The following is a 20,809-nucleotide window of genomic DNA, read 5'->3' as shown; positions in this document are numbered from 1 at the left end:
GGACGGGAGGAAAGAGTTCTGCGGAGGCGCCGCTCAGCGCACCGGTGGGGCGTGGTGGAACGGACCGGTGCACCGATCCGGCCAGGCGAGCGCCCCGGCCGCACCCGGGCGGCGGGCGGCGCTGTCCAGCCGTTCCACGGCTTCGGGGGAGGGCTCCCGGAACCGGCCGGTGCCCGTGGGCAGTTCGGCCAGCAGGACCCGGGCGGGCATGTCGCCCTCCGCCTCGTGGCGGGTCAGGACTGTGAACGCGGTCCCGGTACCGAAGAGTGCGTGCACACCGTTTCCGTCGACGGAGAGTACCGAGGTGCGCCGGGCGGTCACGGGCCGGATGACGTAACGGACGTGGGACAGGGGCGGCAGGGGCGCGTCCTGCGCCTCCAGGTGGACGACGTCCAGCGGCGCGTCGCACTCCAGCACCGCACCCGGCACGACCTCGTCCGGCACAGCCGGCTGTGCCACGGCGCGCACGAGGGTGCCCCGCAGGGCGGGCAGCCGCTGCAACCCGGACGCCAGACAGGCCGCGTACGGGCGCAGTGCCTCGCTGTCCTCGGCGAGGGCACGAGCCCCGAAGGGGTCCTCCGGGGAGGAGGAGAGGTACAGATGGACAGCGATCAGATCGGCCCGTGCGGCGTCCTCACCGGTTCCGCGCAGTGCGGGCAGCCGGATGAGCGCCTGGCCCACGGGTCCGCTGTGCTTCTCCCAGACCTCGGCGGCCAGCTCCCGGAACGCCCGGCGGTCCGGCTCGCCGCTGAAGCCCACAGGCGCGCGGCGGCGCCGGGCCGGAGCGGCAGGGGGCCTGACCTGGGCCGGGGCGACGGGGGTCCTGACCTGGGCCGGGACGCTCGGGGCCGGTGCCGGGACCACCTGGCCCGCTGGGGCGGGCATCGGGGGCGGAGCGGTGGCGCCGGGCACCGTCGGCTGCGGGGTGGCAGATGCGGCGGGCTTCCGACCGGCGGTCGTCCGGCCGGACGTCGTCGACGGAGGCGGGCCGCTCGGCTCGGCCTCCTCGCCCCCGGCACCTGTGGTCCGTGCGCCGACCACCGCCCCGGGCGGGAGCGTGGGCTCCTCCCGCCGGGCCGGTGCCGGCCGACCGGATCCTGCTGGGGCGTGCGGCCCCCCGTCCGGTACGGCTCCGGCCGGGTCGAGGCGCGCCCCGAGGGTGCCCCCGGCCCCTGCCACCGCCGGCCGGCCCCCGGTGTGGGGCAGACCCCGGCCCGCCCCGGGCCCAGGGGTTTCCTCCGGGCGGGCGGAGGAGAGCGGCGTGACGGTTCCGCCTGTGGGCGGGCGGCCTTGGGCGTGTGGTTCGGCCGGACCTGATTCCGTGTGGGGGGTTGTTTGCGGGCGGGGGCGTGGGGCGGGGTCGGCCGCCGCTGCTCCGGTTCCGGACGGGTGGCCTTCGGTGCGCGGCGTGCCTGCGCCCGTCCTGGCAGCGGGAGCTTTTTCCGCCCGGGGGCGGGGGGCGGGCGGTGCCGTCTCGGGCTCCGGTTCCACCGGCGGTCCGGGCTCGGCAGCCGAGTCCCCTCCGGCTGTCGGCGCGGCCACCGCCACGGGCGTGCTCGGGCGGGGCGTGGCCGTTTCGGTCCGCGTCGCGGTGGCCTCGTCGGCCGAGGTGCCCACTTCGCGGGACGTCGGCGCGCTCCCGGACAGCGCCGGGGCACTGCTCCGCCGAGGTGCGGCCGCCAGCGTCAGCCCCGTACGGATCGCGAATCGCCGCAGCCCGGCGACCGCGTCGGGCTCCACGTCCTCGGAGACGGCGAGTTCGGAGTGGGTGCGCGCCGCTGCGCCGAGGCCGGTGAGGAGCGCGGCCAGGTCCTTCAGACGCTTCTCGCCCGCCGCTTTCCCGGACAGGCAGTCCGCCGCGATCTCCACCCGCAGCGCGCGGGACTCGCCGGCCCGGTCCCGTACTTCGGCGGGTGGTTCGGGGGAGGTGCCGAGCCAGAGCCCGGAACGCACCGCCACCGCCCAGGCCCCGGACGGCAGCCGCAGGCTCGCCGGTTCCGTCCCGGGGACCCCCGCCTTCTCGGGGAACGCCCAGGCTGCGGGGCGAGGGGCGGGACGCGAGCCGTCCTCCCCGGTGGGGGAGCAGACCAGGGCGGTCAGCGGCGCGGGCCAGGTGAACTCCCCCTCGGGGGAGACCAGTCGTACGGATTCGCCCTCGGCCTCGCCGTTGTCCTCGCTCCCGGTGGCGGTGACCGGGAGCCCCAGGGTCACCTCGATCTCCGTGCCGAGGAGGTCGCACACCTCCTCGGCCAGGCCGACCGCTTCACGGCCGTCTGCCGGGACGAGCCGCAGGGAGTGGCGGGGCTCGGCGGGCAGACCGGCGAGGAGGGTGGCCAGGTCCTCCGCCGCGACCGGCTCCGCGCGCGGGGCGCCGAGCAGCACACTCAGCCGTTCGGGGTGCACGGCGACCGCGTAGGCGAGTTCATCGGGGCGCGGCGCGGCGGTGCCCGCCGGGTACAGGGCCAGCCCGGCGGGGACGGCACGGACCACGCTCTCCCCGATCGGCCCCAGGGGAACCCGGGTCAGGGCGCGCTGCCAGCGCGGGGCGGGCAGGCGGGTGCCCAGCGCCTCGGGGGCGGTCCCCGGGGCGAAACGCCACCAGCCGCCGCCGGGGGTGGCGGGTTCGGTGACGTAGAGCAGGCCGCCGGGGGTGAGGACGGCGGGGGCGTCGGGTGCCTCCAGAGTCACCTCCCAGGCGTCGGCGAGGCGTTGGGCCAGCGGACCGGCCTCGCCGGCCGGTGCGGCGGCCCCGGACAGCACCAGCCGGACGGCGAGCGGCTCCTCCTCGCGCAGCCGGGCCAGCAGTGAGCCCAGTTCCTCACCGAGGTTGCCGGCGGCCTTCTGGGGTACGTCGACCACGACGACGGGGCGTCGGGGGTCGGCGGGCAACTCCCGTACGAGTTCCCGGACCGGGGAGTCCGGCACGGCCGAGGAACGCAGCAGGTAGCGGTGGGGGAACTCGTCCCGCACGGTGCGCGGTGATGCCCCCCGTGCCGCACCGGCAGCGGAGCCGCCCGCCGCCTCGGCGGGCGCGGGGGCGGCGCCGCGGCGGCGGAACCGACGCATCATCCGCTCGGATATGCCACCCGAGGCCGGCCCCACCCGTCCGTCGTCACCCTGTCGCACTGGCCCTCCCCTGTCCGGTCGCCCCGATTCGATCACGAAGAGCGCCTCGTGCGGGAGCGTGGTACTCCGGCATCGCGGGTGCGCTGCTCGCAGCGGATTCGGAGAGGGCTGAGCGAGCGTTGTCGGCGGAGGACCTCGGGAAGGTGCGGGGTATGCCGTCGGGACCCGTCAGCAGGAGGGTCCGGCCGGGGCCGTCGGGGTGCAGGTCGAGCAAGAAGGCCGCTGTGGAGCCGAGTTCGGTGCACGACGAAGCGCCCTTCGGGACGGTCCGGGTCCGGGCTGCGCCGTGCTCCGCGTCCACCTCCATGGTGGCGGTGAACGGTTGCGTCCGACCGGTGATCGGGCGGACGAGGAGATCGTTGGCGGCCGCGCCCGGCAAGTCCGACCGACCCGTCAGGTCCTGCGTCTGCGGCGCCGGCCGGGACCGGGGAAGCCGTGCGGGGAAACCAGGCGGGCATACGGGCGGGCCGGGCGGGCGGCGGCCCGACGCCCGCCCGGATCCAGCGGCGCGGGTGGCCGGGCACGGTACGCGACGGGGCACAGGCGGATCTCCTTGTTGTCCAGCTGAACGTCCGCCCCGTCGACGAGGAGGCTCGACTCCGGGGAATAGGGGAGCGGGGTGGGATTTTTCATCGACGACGCAGTGAATCCGGGATCACAGGACTGCCGTGGTCGAGGTGGCTGTTGTCATGAGCCGGTATATCGGCCTGACCGGTACTACGATGAGGGCGCTTCTCGGTGGGGCCGGGAAATCCGAATCATCGGCGCCTTTCGTTACGATCACTGCCTCTTTCCGTAAATGTGCCGTAGGTATGCTTCATAACGAGCCGGAAGAGATCCGGCCTCAAATTCATCGCCTTCTTCATCTGCGCCTTGTTCGTCGGGGTGGGTGTCTCCGAAGTAAGGGCTGTTCACCTCTGATTGAAGGAGCCGCAGGTTGCCTGAGATCACCTCTTTGAGGTGCGGGTTGTCCAGCAAGGTGGACAAATTGTCGATATCAACACCTTCTGATTCGATTTCCTCGTAGATTTCCAGAAGTTTCTCTATTTCCGATGCGCTCATCCTGGAAAGCTTCTTCGTGTCTACATGCAAAAGTTCTTCCCAGCCCATGCGGAATTCTTCGAAGCCACCGGCGAAGTGCTTCCCTATTCGCTGTTTCAGTGTTTCGCCGGGAGAGACGTCGAGGCTTCCGATGCCTTCATTCTCTCTGTGCCTGTCGTAGGCGCTGTCGAAGAGGTCCCCGGAAAATCCGGAAATGTCCTCTGCGGTCTCCTTGTCGATGTGGAGTCTGACCATCTCGTTGACGATCGCAAGCCAATGATCGTCGGTGAGGCTGGCGGCTTCCTCGCCTTCTCCTGTGAAGGTTTGTACTCTTCTTTTGAATTCCCTCTGGTTCCGGGCTTCGTGGCCGGACTTCCCGAGGATAATGCGTCCGATATGGCCCGGACTCAGTCCGATGATGCCGGAAAGCTCTATGTTTGATATCGGTACTCCGCGTACTCCTCCCTGTGTGGAGAAATTGATGAGAATTTCTCTCAGCCTCTCTCGGTCACCCGACAGGTGGGCTGCCTTGATCAAGTTCCTCTCGTCTTCACCCAGGGCGCGGACGGCCTGCCTCCCTCCGCTTGCCTTGTTGCTGCCTCGGCCGATCCTCCCGGTTTCCGGACCCAGGTACTCGTGCCGTTCGCGTATCACGGAGCGATAGCGTTTGGCTCCATTCTCGGTGGAAACCTCGATGTCACTGTCGGAGTCGGTTCTGTATCCGTGTTTTCCTCCGTCCGAGGATGGAATCCGGATCTCAAGGCCGTTGTTCTCGATCACCGTGGTGCCGTCGGACGGAGGTCTCACCCCGGAACTCGCGGGTGTGCTCATCGGGTTGGTCGGCGTCGAATCGTCCGTCCCGTTCTCCGTCGACTCGACCATGTGCTGGAGATACTGTGCGTACTCCGGACTGTTGGCAACATGGGGTTGGTGATCCAGGAGATTCTGCACGGCCGACTTCCAGAAATGGCCGTGATTGGGATTGAAGGACAAGTCACTGAATCCGAGAGCATCGCGGTAGTACCTCAGTGCGGCCGCACAGCCGGCGCACGGCCGGTACCTGCCCTGGACGATGAAGGATCGCCCAGCAACCTCTGCGGGTTTGATGTCGGCCTTGTGCAGGGCCAGAAGCAGCTTCTGCTCGGCATGCACCGAACGAGGTTTCTCCGAACCCTCTCTTTCCGTGGGGCCGACGCGGAGCATGATCACCTTGCCTTCGTACTCCTTGGCGGTGAGCACCTCTCGCAGGTTGTCGGCGTCCGTGCCGACGAACTCGATCGTCCTGCCGACCGCGTCGCGCAAGACGTCGGCTGTGGCGTCGTCCTCCATGCCGCGCTGATCGTCCAGGATTGCCTGAACCTTCTCCGTGGCGCGGTCCATTCGCTTGATTTCTTCGGATTGCTTCCCGGCCGTGGGGGGATTGAGCTGCTGCTCCAGAAGCCCTTGCAGCGAGGTGTCCCCGCTTGCTTTCAGATATTCCTTGAGAGCGTCTGCGGATTCGTTGAAGTTCGATGCGAAAAGTAGTCTGCCATTGATCAACATGGACTGTGTCTCGCGGTCGTCCTGAACCGTTCCGGACGCCCCTGCTTGCTCCTTCTGGGCGTCAGTCATGATTTTGTGCAGCAGAAAAGAAAGATGGGAAAGGGTTTGCTCGGATCGCTCGTTCGCCATGGAGCGGGGGAAGCGCAGACGGGTTTCGCTCGTCACCCAGCCGAGGGTGCCACCACCGTGGACGGCGACAATCGGGCTTTCTGTCACGTGGGAGCTGATGGAGTCCGCCGGATTCTTCTTGCGCTCCTTGCCCTTCCCCGTATCCGATTCGCTCGCCGGGGTCTCCTGTTCCCCCTGGTGTCCGAGGTCCTCCTGGTACCCGAGGTCCTCCTGGTCCCCCTGGTACCCGAGGTCCTCCCGATCGTCCTGGTTCAACTGATGTTGGTACTCCCTCAGTCGCTCCAGCTCTTCTGCGTCATCCTCTCTGGCACGGGGCTTCTTCTGATTGCTCGGCCCTGGGGCGCCGTCGTCCTCTTCTTCGCCAACACGCCTTTTCTGGCTTGATCCGGGGGCTCCATTCAGGTCCGGCGCGTTGCTCGGGGGGCGGTGCGGCGTCTGACCGGGGGCGAGGCGCGTGGACGTTTCGGTCGGTTGGGACTCGTTGTGCACAGTGGATTCGGTCAGTTGGGACTCGTTGTGCACGGGGATGTCGACGGTGTCGCTGACGTCCTCGATCGTCCTGAGGTAGTCGACGGGCAGTTCGCGCAGGCCGTCCGAGTCGAGGAGGGCCATCAACCCCTCCTCGTGAACTCCGGTGAGGCGCGGGTCGCGGCGGAACAGATGCGGGTCACCGGTCGCCAGGCCGTTGGCGTCCAGGTATTCGTCGGCGAGTCCGAGGTAGTGGAGGAGTTCGTGGACGAGGGTGGCGTCGCTGTGTTCGAGGTCCCAGTGGAGCTGGTCCGCCCGGTCGGGCAGAAGGTTCCGGGTGAGGGTGATGGCCTCACCGTGGCCGGGCGCGTGCACGAACTCTGCGGTGACGCGGAACTGGTCGCCGGAACGAGGGAGCACGTAGCCCCGGTTCATGTGCGTGTCCAGGAGGCTCTGCACACGCGTCAGGAGTGCGTCGAGATCCGAGTGATCCAGGTAGTCGGCGATCTCGAAGGGCAGGGTGACGAAGAAATGGCGAACAGTGCGACCGTCCGACAGGCGTTCGCGACGTACGTGGTTGCGGATCAGCGTCTCGGAACCGTTGAGCAGGCCGGGGCGCCGGTCGCTCTGCCGCAGGGCCGGATCGAAGCGTTCGGTGTGCACCGCGGCCGTCGCGGTGTTTCGGAACGGCCGCAACTCCGCCTCGGAGACGAGCACGTCGACCCGCTTGCCCAGGACCCGGGGACGGACGGGGCGGTCGGGCAGATTGCCGCGTCCCGCAGCCGGCCGCCACGGGGTCTCGCCGACGCGCGGCTGGGGCCGAGGGGGCGGCGGTGGCGGGGTTGGCAGCGGGGGAGGCGGAGGAGGTGTGGGCGTGGGGGTGGGCGTGGGGGTGGGCGTGGGATTGAGGAGTTGGTAAGCGAGCGCGGAGCGGCTGGAGTTCTGGACCGGAGGCCGCGTCTCGGTCGTGTCCGTGAGGTCGGCGGACGGGGAGGGGGCGGGGGCGGGGAGGACCGTGGACGCCACGGTTGTGTTCGGGGTGGGGCTGGCTGTCTCTGATTCGTTGGTCGGTGTCGGGTCTTGGGTGGTGTTCTCGTTGTTGTTGGGGGAGGGAAGGTGCTGTGTTGTTGTGTTCGGGGTGGGGCTGGCTGTCTCTGATTCGTTGACCGGTGTCGGGTCTTGGGTGGTGTTCTCGTTGTTGTTGGGGGAGGGAAGGTGCTGTGTTGTTGTGTTCGGGGTGGGGCTGGCTGTCTCCGATTCGTTGACCGGTGTCGGGTCCTGGGCGGTGTCCTCGTTGTCGTCGAGGGAGGGCAAGTGCTCCGACGTGGTCGGGGTCGGCGGGGAGATCGGGGTGGTCGGGGTGGTCGAAGTGGCCGTCGGCGGTTGCTCGTTCGGAGCGAGGGTGTTCGCGGACTCGTCCCGGTTGACCTGGTTGGTGTTCCCGGCCGCCGTGTTCTGTGAGACCGCGGCGACCGGGGGGCGCGGCAGCATCGAGGGGCGGTTCAGGGGCTGGGAGGAGACCGACTCCCCTCGCGGGCCGCCGGGGCCGCCAAGAGGCCTGGCGTTTCCGGTGTTCCCGGCGGACACCGTGGCCTCATTGTTCTCGCCGGTGACGACCAGGTAGTGGATGCCGTTGTTGTCGTGCACGGCGAGTTCCACGGGGGACCCGATGGCGGTGGCGATGGCGACGGCACGAGTCTCGGCAGCTGCCAACTGCGCCGCACCGTCCTGCGGCCCGAGCGCCAGCCAGAGCTGCGGCATCGGGCGGTTCTCGTCCTGCTGTCCGTCGGGTTGTTCGCCGACCTCTTCCGTCAGGTAGGTGGTGATTGCCTGGATCAGGTCGGCATCGGGCCGTCCGCCGTTGGCGGTGTCCGTTGGCGCCGCAGTGTCTGTTGCGTTTGCAGTGCCTGTCGTGGGCGTTGTCGTGGTGGGTGTGGTGGGGAGGGGCGGCAGGTCCCAGACGCCGTTGCCCGGGGGCAGGATGCCGAGCCCCCGCAGATCCGTTTCGGAGACCCGCAGTATCGCGGTGCCGGTGACGTAGCGGACCGGCCCGCCGGGTCTGGTGACGGTGGTGACCGTGTCGACCTCGACCTCGTGCGTCTGCAGGCCCTTCGTGGCTGTGGGCAGCCCCGCCGTGCCGATCTTCGTCCAGCGGCGTCCGCCGGCCGAGACACCGCCGCCCTGGCCCTGGGGCACCGACTGGAACTGGAAGGGCGTGGTGGAGACGCCGAGGGTGTGCTCGCCCTTGCTGTCGACGGTGTGGTTCGCGCCGAGGGAGAAGGCGGACGAACGCGACACGGAGGAGGTCGCGGTGGTGCCGGAACCGGTCTGACGTACGTGGTCGATGGTGACGCCGCGGCTGCTGCCGATGATCTTCGGTCGCAGCAACTGCGTGGTCATCTTCACCGAGGACGTGCCGTCGGCGCGGGGCGCGGAACCGCCGAAGCCCGCTGCCTGACGCAGTGAGTCGACTGTGATCTCCCCACCGTGCAGCAGCTCCGTCAGCCGTGCCGCCGCCGCCTCGTCGCTGGCGCCGCTGCTGAGGGTGGCGCCCTTCGCGAGTTCGGGGGCCACCTCGTGGACCGCTTGCAGAAGCTCCTGGTGGTGGCTGATCTCGTAGACGGTCTCCGTACCGGTGGGCCTCACCGGCACTGCGGTCAGCAGTCCGTTCGCGGTGTTCCTCGGGTCGGTCTCCCGCACGCCCTTGGGCAGACGGTTGGGTTCGGCCGGTGCCTCGCCCGTGACCAGGGGATCCTCGTCCTTGGCGAAACGGACGGTGACGGCGGCGTCCACCTGGTCGATCGCGTACGTCGTCCCGTCGATCTCCATCGAGGCCGTGAAGGTCCACGCCAGCCGGAACTCCGCGCCTCCCTCCGTACGCATCCAGAGGCGGTCCTCCGCGGTGCTCGTGTTGGTGACGGTGTCGGTGCGCGTGGTGGTGTGTGTGGCCGAGGGGGCGAGGCCCAGCTTGTGCTTGCTGTCGTCGATGGTGGGGATGGAGAGGCTGCCGGACGCGGCACCTCCCCATTTGGTGGTCCGGCTCCGCGTCTGGGTGATGTTGTTGGGCGCGTGCTGGGTGAAGGTCTCCAGCCCGGCTCCCTTCGCACTCTCACGTCCCTTCACCTGTAGGAGCTGTTCGGAGCTCCAGCTCGGGCGGCCCGCGAGGTGCACCGTGACGTCCTTGGTGGTCACGCCGTCGGGGTACGGGAAGGTGAAGCTGAGCGGCTGGTCCCTGCCGCGGCCGGTGAGAGCGGCCATGGCGGCGGGGGAGGTGAAGTCCGCGAGCCGCTGGCGCAGTCCGGGCACGTAGTGCGAGCTGCCGGGGGTGAGGGCGCCGGGCGCCTGGGCCTCCACCAGCGCGGTCAGCCTGCGGTGGTACAGATCGCGCTCGATCCGGGGCTCGGCCGGGGGCGTGGGGTCGGTGGTCTCCTGCTCCGGTGCGGTCTGCTCCTGCTCCGGTGTGGCCTGGTCCTGCTCCGGTGTGATCTGTTCCTGTTCCGGTGTGATCTGTTCCTGTTCCGGTGTGGTCTCTTCCTGTTCCGGTGCGATCTGTTCCCGCTCGCTCTGTTCCTGTTCGTTCTGTTCCTGCTGGGGCTGTTCCTGGACGTCCGGAGTTTCCGTCTGCCCATCAACGTCAGGATTCGTGTTCTGCGGCGCCGGGTTCGGCTCCGTGGCGCCGGGTGTGCCGTTCGCGGTCACGGGAAGGGGCAACGGGCTGCTCAGCGGGGTGACGTCCAGCACGGCCGCCAGGCCGAGGGTTCCGCGCTGTACGAACCGGTACGGCAGCGGGGCGTTCGCGGGCGTGCCCTCGCCCAGGTCCTGCAGGCCCAACAGATCGACCAGCCGGCCGTTGTCGCGACGCAGTTGCTCCGGCGTGGCGAGGAACTGTATTCCTCCCTCGATGGTGACCGTCCTGGGCTCGGTGACCGCCCCGGAGCGGCTCACCGGGCCCCCGCGTGTCCCGCGGCGCAGGGTCACCTCGTAGGTGATGTCGGCGGAGATACGGACGTGCTTGCCGCTCTCGGAGGGCACGCGTGTCGTGCTCGTCGACGCGGCGGCCGTCACCGCCCGGGTGTCGCCCCGGCCGTACACCCCCTTGGCGCTCCCGCCGCCGGACACGGCCTTGCCCTTGCCCTTGCCCTTGGCCTCCTCGTCGGGAGCGGAGAGCGGGTCGGCTGCCTTGGCCGCGGCCGCCTCGGCGTCCGCACGGAGTGCCGTGGACTTCAGGCTGAAGCCGCCACCCCCTTCGAGGGAGGAGGTGCTGGAGGTCTGGCGGGAGGCGCTGTCGACGAGCCCGAGGTCGATCTCGCCGTACTGGGTGACCTCACCGAGGCTGCGGAGGTTGGACAGCTTCGCGCGGATCTCGACGACGAGATCGGTGCCTGCGAGGGCGGCCGGCACGAAGAGGTCGTCGATGACGTAGACGCCCTTGACGAGCTGATGGGCGCGTGCGGACAGCGCCGCGGGGGTGAGTTGGGCGTGCAGGGCCTCGCTGAGGGAGATCTCCTCGGACGTGAGGGTGTCGCCGACCAGGGTCTGACGTACCGTCGTGGCCGCGTTCAGGATGTGCCCGGCCAGGGACTTGGCGCTGTGCACGGCCGAGGTCCACAGGCTGGAGGCAGTGCCGGTGTTCGTACCCGGGGCCGGGCTCTGCGTCTGGTTGCTGACGGTGGTCTGTGCCTGTGCCTGTGCCTGCGTTTGTGTCTGTGTCTGCGTTTGTGTGTGCGGCGGCTGCTCGGGCGGCAGAGCGCCCGGCATGGGGCCACCCACCACGTGGCCCTGTTCTTCGGGCGACAGAGTTTCGGACGTCGGTGTCTCAGAAGGCGGTGTTTCGGACGTCGGTGTTTCGGATGCAGGTGTCTCGGACGGCGTCGGGGCGGGTGGTACCTCGCCCAGCATGTCGTGCAGGAGCGTGTTGAGTTCCTTGCTGCCCCGCAGGATGTCGACCAGTGAGCCGTCGGGCAACAGGCCGCCCGGGTCCTGGGCCTCCTTCTGCCTCTGCTCCTGCGTCTGTTCCTGCGTCTGTTCCTGGGCCTGGGCCGGGGCCTGCTCCTGCACAGCGGCGGCCAGGGTCCGGCTCGCGGGCAGGGCCACATCCAGATAGGCCCTGGGGCCGCGAGCGTTCTCGGTGCTCGTGTCGGCGGGTGTGAACCGACTGGAGTTGTCCGAGTACAGCGAATTCTCGCCCGCCTGGATCTTCACGCTGAGCACGGTCGGCACCCGGAAGACCTCGGTGGCCTGGTTGCTCGTCGCGATCAACTGCGAATAGGCGAGTCCGGAACCGACGGTCAGTGTTTCGGCGGACGTCTTCGTGCGCTTGATCTCGCCGGTGACCGCTCCCCGTACCGGACCGTCGACGGAGCCGCCCAGTTCGGTGTTGCCGCCGATCCACGTGGAGGTGGTCTGCGCCGACTGGCTCGTTCCCGGCACCGACAGGCCGCTGATGTTCGGGATGACGACGCCGTTGATCGTCCGCTGGTGACTGACACCCTGGCTGCCGGCCCCGTTGGTGGACGGGGGTTCGGGGCTCAGGTCCAGTTGGAGCGCCACGCGGTCGTTGCCGCCGCCGATGGTCGGCTTGTTGAAGTGGATGACGTAGCCGCCGTCGATCATCTCGTCCACTCCGGCCTGGAGGCCGGTCGGCGAGGTCAGCAGCGTCAGCTTGCGCAGGTTCTCCAGGCGCGCCTTGATCAGGCGCTCGTCTGTGGGGATGGCCGACTCGTCGGCCTTGGGCAGATACCCGTTGTCCCGGAGCCAGTCGCCGGCGCCCTTCAGGACCTGGTGTACCCCCGCACCGTCGAGGGCAAGCGGTGTCGAGCTCAGCCCGAGGGACTCCAGGGCCGCCACCTCGGCAGGGGGCCGCGGCTTGTTCTCGGGGACGGTGCCGTTGACCGTCTGAGGACTCAGGGCGCGAATCCACACATCGGTGGCGGGGGCGGACACGGTCGTCCGGTCTCCCTGGGCCGTCGGATCCGGCCGGACGCTCCCGTCCGCGGCGATGAAGGCCACCCGGTACGCGACCCGCGCCGGGGTCAGCACATGCCCGTTGTTCGCCCGCAGGTTGTACAGGGCGTTGTGGGTGGAGCCGGCGCCGAAACCGCGATCCTTCTGCCAGCTGCCGCCCCCCTTCACCGCGCTGTTGAGGCCGACGTTGAAGTCCCGCAGTCCGGAATCCGAGTCGGGGTCCAGCGCGTTCCAGTTCGCACCCGCCGAGATCTCGCCACCCAGGGTGAGAGAGGCCTTGGAAAGGGCGTCCACCTTGATCTGGCGATCCAGGGAACGCTCGAAGTTGAACCGCTTGTCGACCTTGATGTCGTGGAGGCCGTCGCCCTGACGCGTGTCCACCTCCGCGACGACCTTGAACATGCCGAGCGCCTTGCCGTCCGCGTCCAACAGCAGCGGCGAGAGCATGCCCGAGGCGTCCTCGGCGTTCTGGCCGAGCTGCGGAAGTTGCAGGGGGAGTGCGCCGAGCAGCTGCTGGGCGCTGAAGAACCGCTCCACCGCGGCCAGCGATTCCGGGGAGAGCCGGTCGAGTTCGGAGCCGAACCGCTGTCTGACGTCCCGCAACAGGACCCCCGGGTCGGACATCGAGTCCAGTGCCCACAGCGGCAGCTTGTCCAGGTGCTTGCGGAAGTCGTCGGCGCTGTGGCCGTAGAGGGGAGCGGGGTCCGTGTCGTCGGCCGCGGGCGGCTTGGTGAGGTGCTCGGGAAACCAGGCGGTGACGAGATGGTCCGTCGAGTTCTGCTCGTCGCCGGAGTCCTGCTGGTTCTCGGCTTCCTCCGTGGTCCGCGCGTTCTCGTCGCCCGGGATGGTGATGGCCGTGTGCGCGTTGTCCTCGCTGAACGTCTGCAAGGGGAGGTCGTCGGGCCGCTCGCCCTGGTGCTCCGGGTTCGGAAGCGAGGCGGACGTGAGGTTTCCGCCCGTGCTCACGGTCGGCCCGATCGGCCCGGTCGGGCTGCTGACGCTCACGGTCGGGGTGCTGACGCTCCACGAAGCCTTGTAGTCGTACGGGGTCGCCGGTTCGTTACTGCGCAGCAGACTGGTCAGGACGACGGACTGGCTGACCGTGGTGGACATGGTGTTGCGGCCCAGTGTCCCGGTGGGCGAGACCGACACGGGGAAGCCGGTGATGCGGTTCCAGAGCGTGGACAGGAGCGGAATGGACGTCTTGGCGTTGTTGGCGAAGGTGCCGACCCAGGAGGGCGCCGTGAGCGTACGCACGGCGGTCGTGCTGACCTGGGAATTGCTGTCGTAACCGGCGGAGTACCGTTCCTCGTTGTTGCGCGGCGGTATCCGCCGCCCCTGCCCGTACATGAGGGAGGGAGCCGGGTCGGACAGCCGTAGCCGGACATCGACCGGGTGGGTGGCGCCGCCGTGGACCAGGTGGATGCGGTGCCCGTCCGGGCTCAGCAGCATGACCCGGTTGTCGTGCAGGGCCTGGGCGCTCAGCAGGGTGGCCAGTTGGCCGTCGACCTCGGCCCGGTGTTCCTCGGGGATCTCCAGGGAGTTCCGCACCTGCTCGTGCAGGGTGTTGACGAGCTCGGGAGCGAGCGGCGAGAACTGCACTCCGCCCGGCAACCCGCGGCTGTCGGTGCCGAGGTTCTGCACCGCCGCCGAGAGCGGGGCGGGCGTCTGCCGAGGGGTGGCCGGGGTGGAGACCGGCTGGGCATGGGGGACCGGGGGCGGCGAGGGCGGAGGGGTCTGGCCCGGTGGGACCGGATCCGTGGAGTCGGTCTCCGTGAGGTCGGTCTCCGTGGGGGTGGTGGGCTGGTCCTGGGAGACAAGGGCGATGGGGGAGACCGGGGCCCCGGGCGTGGGAGGCGTGACCGGAGCGGCTGCCAGCGGATTCCCCTGCTCCTCGGAGGCGTTCTGCTGTTCCTCGGAGGTGCTCCTCTGCTCCTCGGAGGCGTTCTGCTGTTCCTCGGAGGTGCTCCCCTGCCCCTCGGAGGAGTCCTGCTGTTCCTCGGAGGTGCTCCCCTGCCCCTCGGAGGAGTCCTGCTGTTCCTCGGTGGTCTGCTGCTGTTCCTCGGTGGTCTTCCGCTGCTCCTCGGAGGTGTTCCGCTGCTCCTGGGAGATCTTCTGCTGGTCCCCGCCCGTGTTCTGCTGTACGGGGTTGGCGGGGTGCGGGGCCTGGCTGGTGCCCCAGTTCAGGGATTCCGGGTCGTCAGCCAGCTTCCCCTGGGTCTGCGCGTTCTCGTACGTGGAAGTGGAGGCGGAGGTGGACGTGGAAGTGGACGTGGTCGCGACGGGCGAGCCGGAATTCTCGTCCGAGGTGGAGGAGTCGGTCTGGTCGGACGTCTTCGTTTCGGCCGTGCTGTTGTCGTCGCCCCCCTGGCCGTCGGATTCCCAGGAGTTGGTACCGCTCGCGGTGGGCGGGCGCTGGTGGTCCGCGTTCTCCTCGCCGGTCCGGCGGTTCTCCGCGTCGGTGTTCTCGTTCGCCCGGGAGGGGTCCTCGACCGGGGTGCCGTGGCTCTCGGTGGTGAGGCCGGTCGGCTGATTCGGGGTGCTGTTGTCGCCGCCGTTTCCGGAGGAGGTGGTGGCCGTCTGGTTGTCCTGCGCCTTCTGCTGGGAGGCGTTCGACGAGGCCGAGTTGCTGGAGTTGGCCGGGTTGCCCGACGTGTTCGCGGTGTTCCCCGTGTTTGAGGTGTTCGCAGTGTTTGCGGTGCTCGCAGTGTTTGCGGTGTTCGATGTCGTGACCGGGGTGGAGCCGCTGGTCGCGCCCTGACCGCCGCCCGTGACGCCGGTGGGCTGGGTGGAGCTGGTGGCGATCGGCGTAGGGGGCCCCTGGGCGTCGCCCTTGCCGGCACCGGAATCTCCGCCCTCGCCCGCGAGGTACTCCGGATCCTCGTCGACATCCAGGTACTGGAGATCGTCGTCCGCGTCGGCGAAGAACTCGTTCAGGGCGAGATCGGGCATGTCGTCGGTGAGGCTGCCGGTCTCCGGCTCCGCGAAGAACGTGTCCAGGCCCAGGTCCGGCATGTCGTCGGTGAGTCCCGACGGTGCGCCGTGGCCGAGGTTCGGGGTGTCCATGCCGAGGGAGCCGCGCAGCCCCGCCCCGAGCTTCTCGCCGCCGGTCTCCAGCACGTGGCCGACGCGCCCCTCGACGATGCCGGACCCGAAGGTGAGCCCGGAGGTCGAGAAGGTGTGCTCGTCCGAGAAGATCAGGTTGTATGTGCCCTCCGAGACCGCCGCGTGGGCGCCCTCGAACAGGCCCGTGACGGTCGTGCCCCGTATCGACTGCAGGATGCTCTTGCCCATCGCGTCCGCGGTGCCCTCGGTCAGGACCTTCGTCACCCGGTCGTCGAGCTGCTTGGCGATCGGTTCCAGCGCCTCCCCCAGCGCGTCGGGCAGTTCCTTCCGCCCGGTCGCCATGAGCAGGGTCGACGCCCACTGCCGGCCCGCGTCGCGGGCCTCGGCGCCACCGAAACGCCGCTCGAAGGCGTCCCCGACGTCCTTGACGAAGTTGCGCGCCGCCTTCTCCGGGTTGGGGCCGGCCGTGTTCGGCAGGTGCTTGCGGAAGATGTCGGTCATGTCCTGACCGAAGGACTGCGGCGGGGGAGGGAGGTCCTTGTTGGCGTTCGGCTTCGGGGTGTCGCCGGACGGCGTCTTCGCGGGCGGGGGCGTGACGTCGTCACCCGCCTTGTTCTTGGGCGGAGGCGCGAGGTCGTCGCCCCCTTTGTTCTTGGACGGGGGCGGCGGCGCGATGTCGTCGCCGGCCTTGTTCTTGGGCGGGACGATGTCGTCGCCCGCCTTGTTCTTCGGCGGGGGCAGATCACCGCCGTGCTTCCCCAGGTTCTTTCCGGCGCCGTCGCCGAGGTTCTTGGGCGGCGGCAGTACGTCGTCGAGCTTCTTGCCGAGCTGCTTGCCGGCGTCGTCGCCGAACATCTTGGAAAGGAGCTTGCTGAACTTCTCGCCCAGGGCGTGGAAGGGGCCCGCCAGCAGGCCCTGGATCGCTCCGGAGAGAGCCGCGTTCTTGGTGAGGTCGCCGTCCCACTCGTCCCGGGTGCCCTGGTTCAGCTGCGTCCACTGGACCAGAGCGTCCATGGCCACGCCCATGCCCACGTTGATGATCTCGTGCATGAGCAGTGTGAGGAGCATCCGCCCCAGCCGCGTGCGGATGATCAGCCGGACGATGGCCTGCTTCTGCAGATAGGCCGCGATGGAGGCGCCGAAGAAGAAGGACAGCGCCATCGCCACCGCGGCTTCGACCAGCAGCTCCACCAGCTGGGCGATGATCATGTACTTGGTGTACTGGAGCTGGGTGGCGCTCTTGCGGGTGAAGTCGGCGATCAGCTCCGCCTGCTCGGTGACGGAGTTGAAGTAGTCGAGTCCCTCCTGACCGCCGAGGAAGGCCTTCATCGCCTCCTGGTACATCTCGGCGGCGGTGCCGTCGAAGTTCTTCCTGGTGTAACCGAGGGCGTCGGCCACCTGTTTCTGGATGTCGCCGTTCAGTTTCCCGTGCAGCCCTTTGTGCGCCTCGGCGAGGGCGAACATCTTGTCCTCGTCGCCGTCCGGCGGGACCTCACCGGTCAGGGCCGCGAACAGCCAGGCGCACTCGGGGGGAAACTGCAGGGACATGGCTGCTCAGTGCTTCTTCGTCGTACCGGTGTTGACGTGGTCGATCACGTCCTGCTGTGTCTTCTTGAACTTCTTGGAGGTGTCGTTGAGGCTCTGCCCGCTGGACTCAAGCGCTTTGACCAGCGCCTCGGTCCCGTCCACGACAAGACCGAGGCCCTGGTAGTACTTCTTGGCGAAGGTCTCGCCGAACTCCCCGGTGCCCCAGCAGCCGCGATAGCTGGTGATCTTGTCCACGTACTCGTCGCGGGCGACCTTGAGTACGCCGCTTACGTCCTTCACGGCCTCACCGCTGCGGTCGAGGCCCTCGCTGTCGACGTCGAGTTCGCTCATCGTTCCGTCCCCTTCCCGATGCCGGTCCCGCTCTCCTCGTCGTCCACCAGCTCGTCCAGCAGGGCCCCGCCGGAGGTGGCACTGGAGCGGGAGTCCGGCACCACCAGGTCCGTGTCCTCCCGCAGCGGGGCGAACAGCTCGTCCCACTCGACGGGCGCGAAGCCGCCCTCGGCGTCCGGGGACAGTCCGGGGACGGGGCCGAAGGGCCGGTAGATGTCCAGGAGCTGGGCAGCTGCCTGGGAGCGTGCGGCGGTGATGGTGCTCAGCACCGCGCTCGCCAGCTCGGCGGGGGCCATCGTGCGATACCGCGACGTGGGGAAGCGCAGGTGGGTCACCTCGCCCTGGGCCCCGACGGTCGCCTCCACCGAACGGTCCTTGGCCGTGACCGTCGCGGATATCCGGGACGCCTCCGCCGCGGCCGTGTCCAGCCGGGTCCGCGTCTCCTCGAACTCGGCCAGCGCCTCCGCCAGCCGCTCCTCCAGGGGATTGCTCATCGCCCCGCCCCTCCTTGTTCGTGCGCATCCTGACAACGGCGGGAGGCCGGACCCCGTCGGCTGTGCCCGGCACCCGTGCCCCCGTACACCGGGCGGCAGACCGGACCCCGTCGGCTGTGTCCGGCACCTGAGCCCCCGTACACCGGGCTCACCGGCCGATCACGCCGGCGACCCCGCCCTCGTCGGTGCCCCAGACCTCTTCGTCCTCGCTGATCCAGGTGGCGCGCTCGCGCTCGTCGCTCTGGGTGCCCTGGCCGCCGGCGCCGCCCATGCCGCCGCCCATCGGAGGCATCATCGGCATCCCGCCGGAGGTGGTCGCCGGGCGGCGCATCGCGGTCGCCTCCTCGGCGGCGAGCTGGGCGGCGCGACTGCGGGCGGCCGCCGACTCGTTGACCGCGGACATCCGGGTGCGCTCTCCGGGGAGGGCGCCGCCGGCACTCGCGCCGCCGGGCGGGGCGAGGCTCTGCCCCAGGGGGTTGGCGGACAGCGGGGGCGGCGAGGAGGAACCGCCCGAGCCGTAGCCGCCGTAACCGCCGCCGGTCAGGGACGTGTTCAGCTTCTTGTAGTCGTCCGGGTAGTCGTAGTAGTCGAAGTTGCCGAAATGGCCGGAGGACTTGTTGCCGCCGAGACCGGACGGGCCGCCCGTGACCGAGACCGTGCGGCCGTCGGCGTCCGTGGTGACCGTCCGCCCGTCCGGGTAGCTGATCTTGTGGCCGCCGTCCTTGAACTTCTGGTCCACCGTGCCGTCCGGATACTTCGTGGTCGTGGAGCCGTCCGCGTTGTGCTTGGTATCCGCGCCCGCGTTCCCGCCGAGGGGATTCAGGTGCTCGGTCTTCTTGTGCCCGTCCGGGTCGGTGGTGGTGTAGGTGCCGTCCGGCCCGAGCTTGGTGGACGTGCCGTCCTTGTACGTGGTGACGACCGTGCCGTCCTTGTCCACCTTGGCGACCGAACCGTCGGCGTACTCGATGGTCGAGGTGTTCTTGCCCAGGTGCGAGACCGTCTTGGTGCCGTCCGGGTCGATCGTGGTGACCGATCCGTTGGAACTCACCGTGGTCCTGGTGCCGTTGGGGTGCACCGTCGTGGCCGAGCCGTCCTTGTTGAAGGTCGTGGTCGAGCCGTCCGGGTTGTGGATGGTCTGGCCCGGCTGCGGATGGGAGACGGTCTTGTGGCCGTCGGCGTCGGTCGTGGTCAGCGTGCCGTCGGCCGCGCGGCTCTGGGTGGAACCGTCCTTGTACTGCGTGACGGTGCTGCCGTCCGGGCGGATCGTGGTCTTGGTGCCGTCCGGATAGGTGACCGATTCGCTGCCGTCCTTGTGCAGCACGCTGGTGGAACCGTCCGGGTTGACCGTGGTCGTCGTGCCGTCGCGGCCGACAGTGGTGGTGGTCCCGTCCTTGTGCGTGATGGTGCGGGAGCCGTCCTGGTTGTACGTGGTGGTGCTGCCGTCCGGGCCCTTGGTGGTCTTGAGCGCGGTCGGGGTGTTCGGGCCGGTGCCGAAGCCGGGCGCGTTCGGTCCGAGCAGGGGCGGGGGCGCCCCAGGGGGCGTCTTCTCCTGGTGCCCGTCCGGGAAGGTCGTGGTGTACGAACCGTCGGGGTTGCGCACACTGGTGGAACCGTCCGGGTTGTGGACGACGTCGTTGAGGCCGGTGCCCGTGCCGGGGCCGTTGAGACCCAGGGTGGGCGGGGGGACCTTGTCCTCCAGGCCGGGGGGCGCCTTGCCGTCGTTCAGACCCGGGGGCGTCTTGTTGTCGTCCAGGCCGCCGCCGGTGTCGTTCTGACCGAGCGTCGGCGGCGGCTTCTGGTCGCCGTCGCCGTCCCCACCAAGTTTCTTCTCCAGCTCGTCCTTCTTGTTCTCCAGGTCCTTCTGCTCGTTCTTCAGGTCTTCCTGCTGCTGTTTCGTCTGGTTCTCGGTGTACTTGGTCTTCAGATCGGTGAAGCCGGGGTTGAAGGCGAAGCTGCTGGTGACGGTTTCGAGGTCCGCGAAGGCGTTGTTGAGCGCGATGGCCTGGTCGGTGGCGGCCGTGTCCAGCGTCGCCAGGTTCGCCACCCAGTCCAGATAGGCCTGCTGCGCGAGCTTCTCCCACGCTTCCTTGTGCGTCAGGTCGCCGAACGGTTCGTAGTAAATGGAAAAGCCGTCGAGCTGACTGATGAGCGCGCCATTCGAGGAGACCGACACCTTTTTGATGTTGTTCTCGTTGAGATAGACGGCGACCTTGTCGATCAATTTATCCAGATAATTGGTCGGCATGAAGGAAGTGGGGTGCTCTGCGGTTGAGCTCGTCCACTCGGTCCAGGCCGTATGGAGCTTGCCCGCGGCATCATGGATGGCTTTTACGCAGCGGAGAATCTCTTTGCCGACCGACGAGTCGGCGGTTGCGTTCAGATTTCCCAGCGTGATGCTGCTCAAGCCCTGGTTCGAACTGAGATCATCGCCGATGTCCTTGTATCCCAGATTGAGCCCGTCGATCAGGGTGCGAAATACGTCCGCGGCCGATCCCTTCCAGGCCGCGTCCTCCTCGCCGAGGCTCTTGTGCCAGATCTCGATTTCTTTCTGGTAGTCAAGGAAGAATTTGCGCACGTCATCGAACGACTTGGCAGTGTTCGTGATCGTGGCCAGTTCTATGCTGTCCTTCTTCTCCACCGCGGGTACGCCGGTGTAGCCCAGATCGAGTCCTGCGGTGGTGCAGTCGTCGATGAACTTCTTGAGGGCCATGCCATAGCCCCAGTCGTAGGCACTCGCCTTTCCGGTGTTGCTGAAGTCGTTCCCGCCTTCGTTCCACGGCACCGACAGGGTTACTTTCCAATATTTTCTGATGCCCTGGGTCTTGCTTGTTATGTCATAGAACCTGATGACCCTTTCGGGTCCCTTCTCGGCGTTTTCGCCCACGGTGCTGGTGTCGCCGTCGGTGGAGGTGGACAGCGAAAGAACTTCGGGCTTCGCTCTCAGCCAACCGGTTCCCGGGACGGGTTGGTCGCCCGTGCTTCCCACCTTGCCCACGTCCTCGCGCTTGCCGCCGGCGAAGCCCGTGATTTGCCCGACGACGTATTCCCACCGGGTCTGCGGCGAGGAGGGTGTGGCCATGGGAGGAGGGAGCCCTTCCGGG

The 20,809-nt window shown here is 68.9% G+C and carries 6 protein-coding genes; all 6 read right to left on the bottom strand.

Annotated features, from left to right (window positions below):
- Nucleotides 1-33 precede the first annotated feature (33 nt).
- Nucleotides 34-3,069 (bottom strand): hypothetical protein, encoded by a 3,036-nt coding sequence (locus tag ACIOMQ_RS04745; protein ID WP_402187837.1) that lies wholly within the window; start codon nt 3,067-3,069, stop codon nt 34-36.
- A 450-nt stretch (nt 3,070-3,519) separates the two neighbouring features.
- Nucleotides 3,520-3,759: a hypothetical protein gene (locus ACIOMQ_RS04740; RefSeq protein ID WP_402187835.1), complete on the bottom strand. Its 240-nt coding sequence runs from the start codon at nt 3,757-3,759 to the stop codon at nt 3,520-3,522.
- A gap of 147 nt (nt 3,760-3,906) precedes the next feature.
- Nucleotides 3,907-16,884, bottom strand: a complete 12,978-nt coding sequence (locus ACIOMQ_RS04735; RefSeq protein ID WP_402187832.1) for a hypothetical protein — start codon at nt 16,882-16,884, stop codon at nt 3,907-3,909.
- Nucleotides 16,885-16,890: 6 nt separating this feature from the next.
- The gene (locus ACIOMQ_RS04730) at nt 16,891-17,214 is read right to left on the bottom strand and encodes a hypothetical protein (protein ID WP_362195017.1); all 324 of its coding nucleotides are present in this window, start codon (nt 17,212-17,214) and stop codon (nt 16,891-16,893) included.
- On the bottom strand, nt 17,211-17,708 hold the full coding sequence (locus tag ACIOMQ_RS04725; protein ID WP_362195020.1) for a YbaB/EbfC family nucleoid-associated protein: 498 nt from the start codon (nt 17,706-17,708) through the stop codon (nt 17,211-17,213). The genes ACIOMQ_RS04730 and ACIOMQ_RS04725 overlap by 4 nt, the downstream gene beginning before the upstream one ends.
- A 148-nt stretch (nt 17,709-17,856) precedes the next feature.
- Nucleotides 17,857-20,787, bottom strand: coding sequence for an AAWKG family protein (locus tag ACIOMQ_RS04720; RefSeq protein ID WP_401262948.1), 2,931 nt, complete (start codon nt 20,785-20,787; stop codon nt 17,857-17,859).
- Between the last annotated feature and the right edge of the window lie 22 nt (nt 20,788-20,809).

Origin of the sequence: Streptomyces sp. NPDC087845 (genome assembly GCF_044742755.1) — a bacterium.
GTDB lineage: Bacteria > Actinomycetota > Actinomycetes > Streptomycetales > Streptomycetaceae > Streptomyces.
This window is presented reverse-complemented; position numbering and strand designations above follow the sequence as displayed.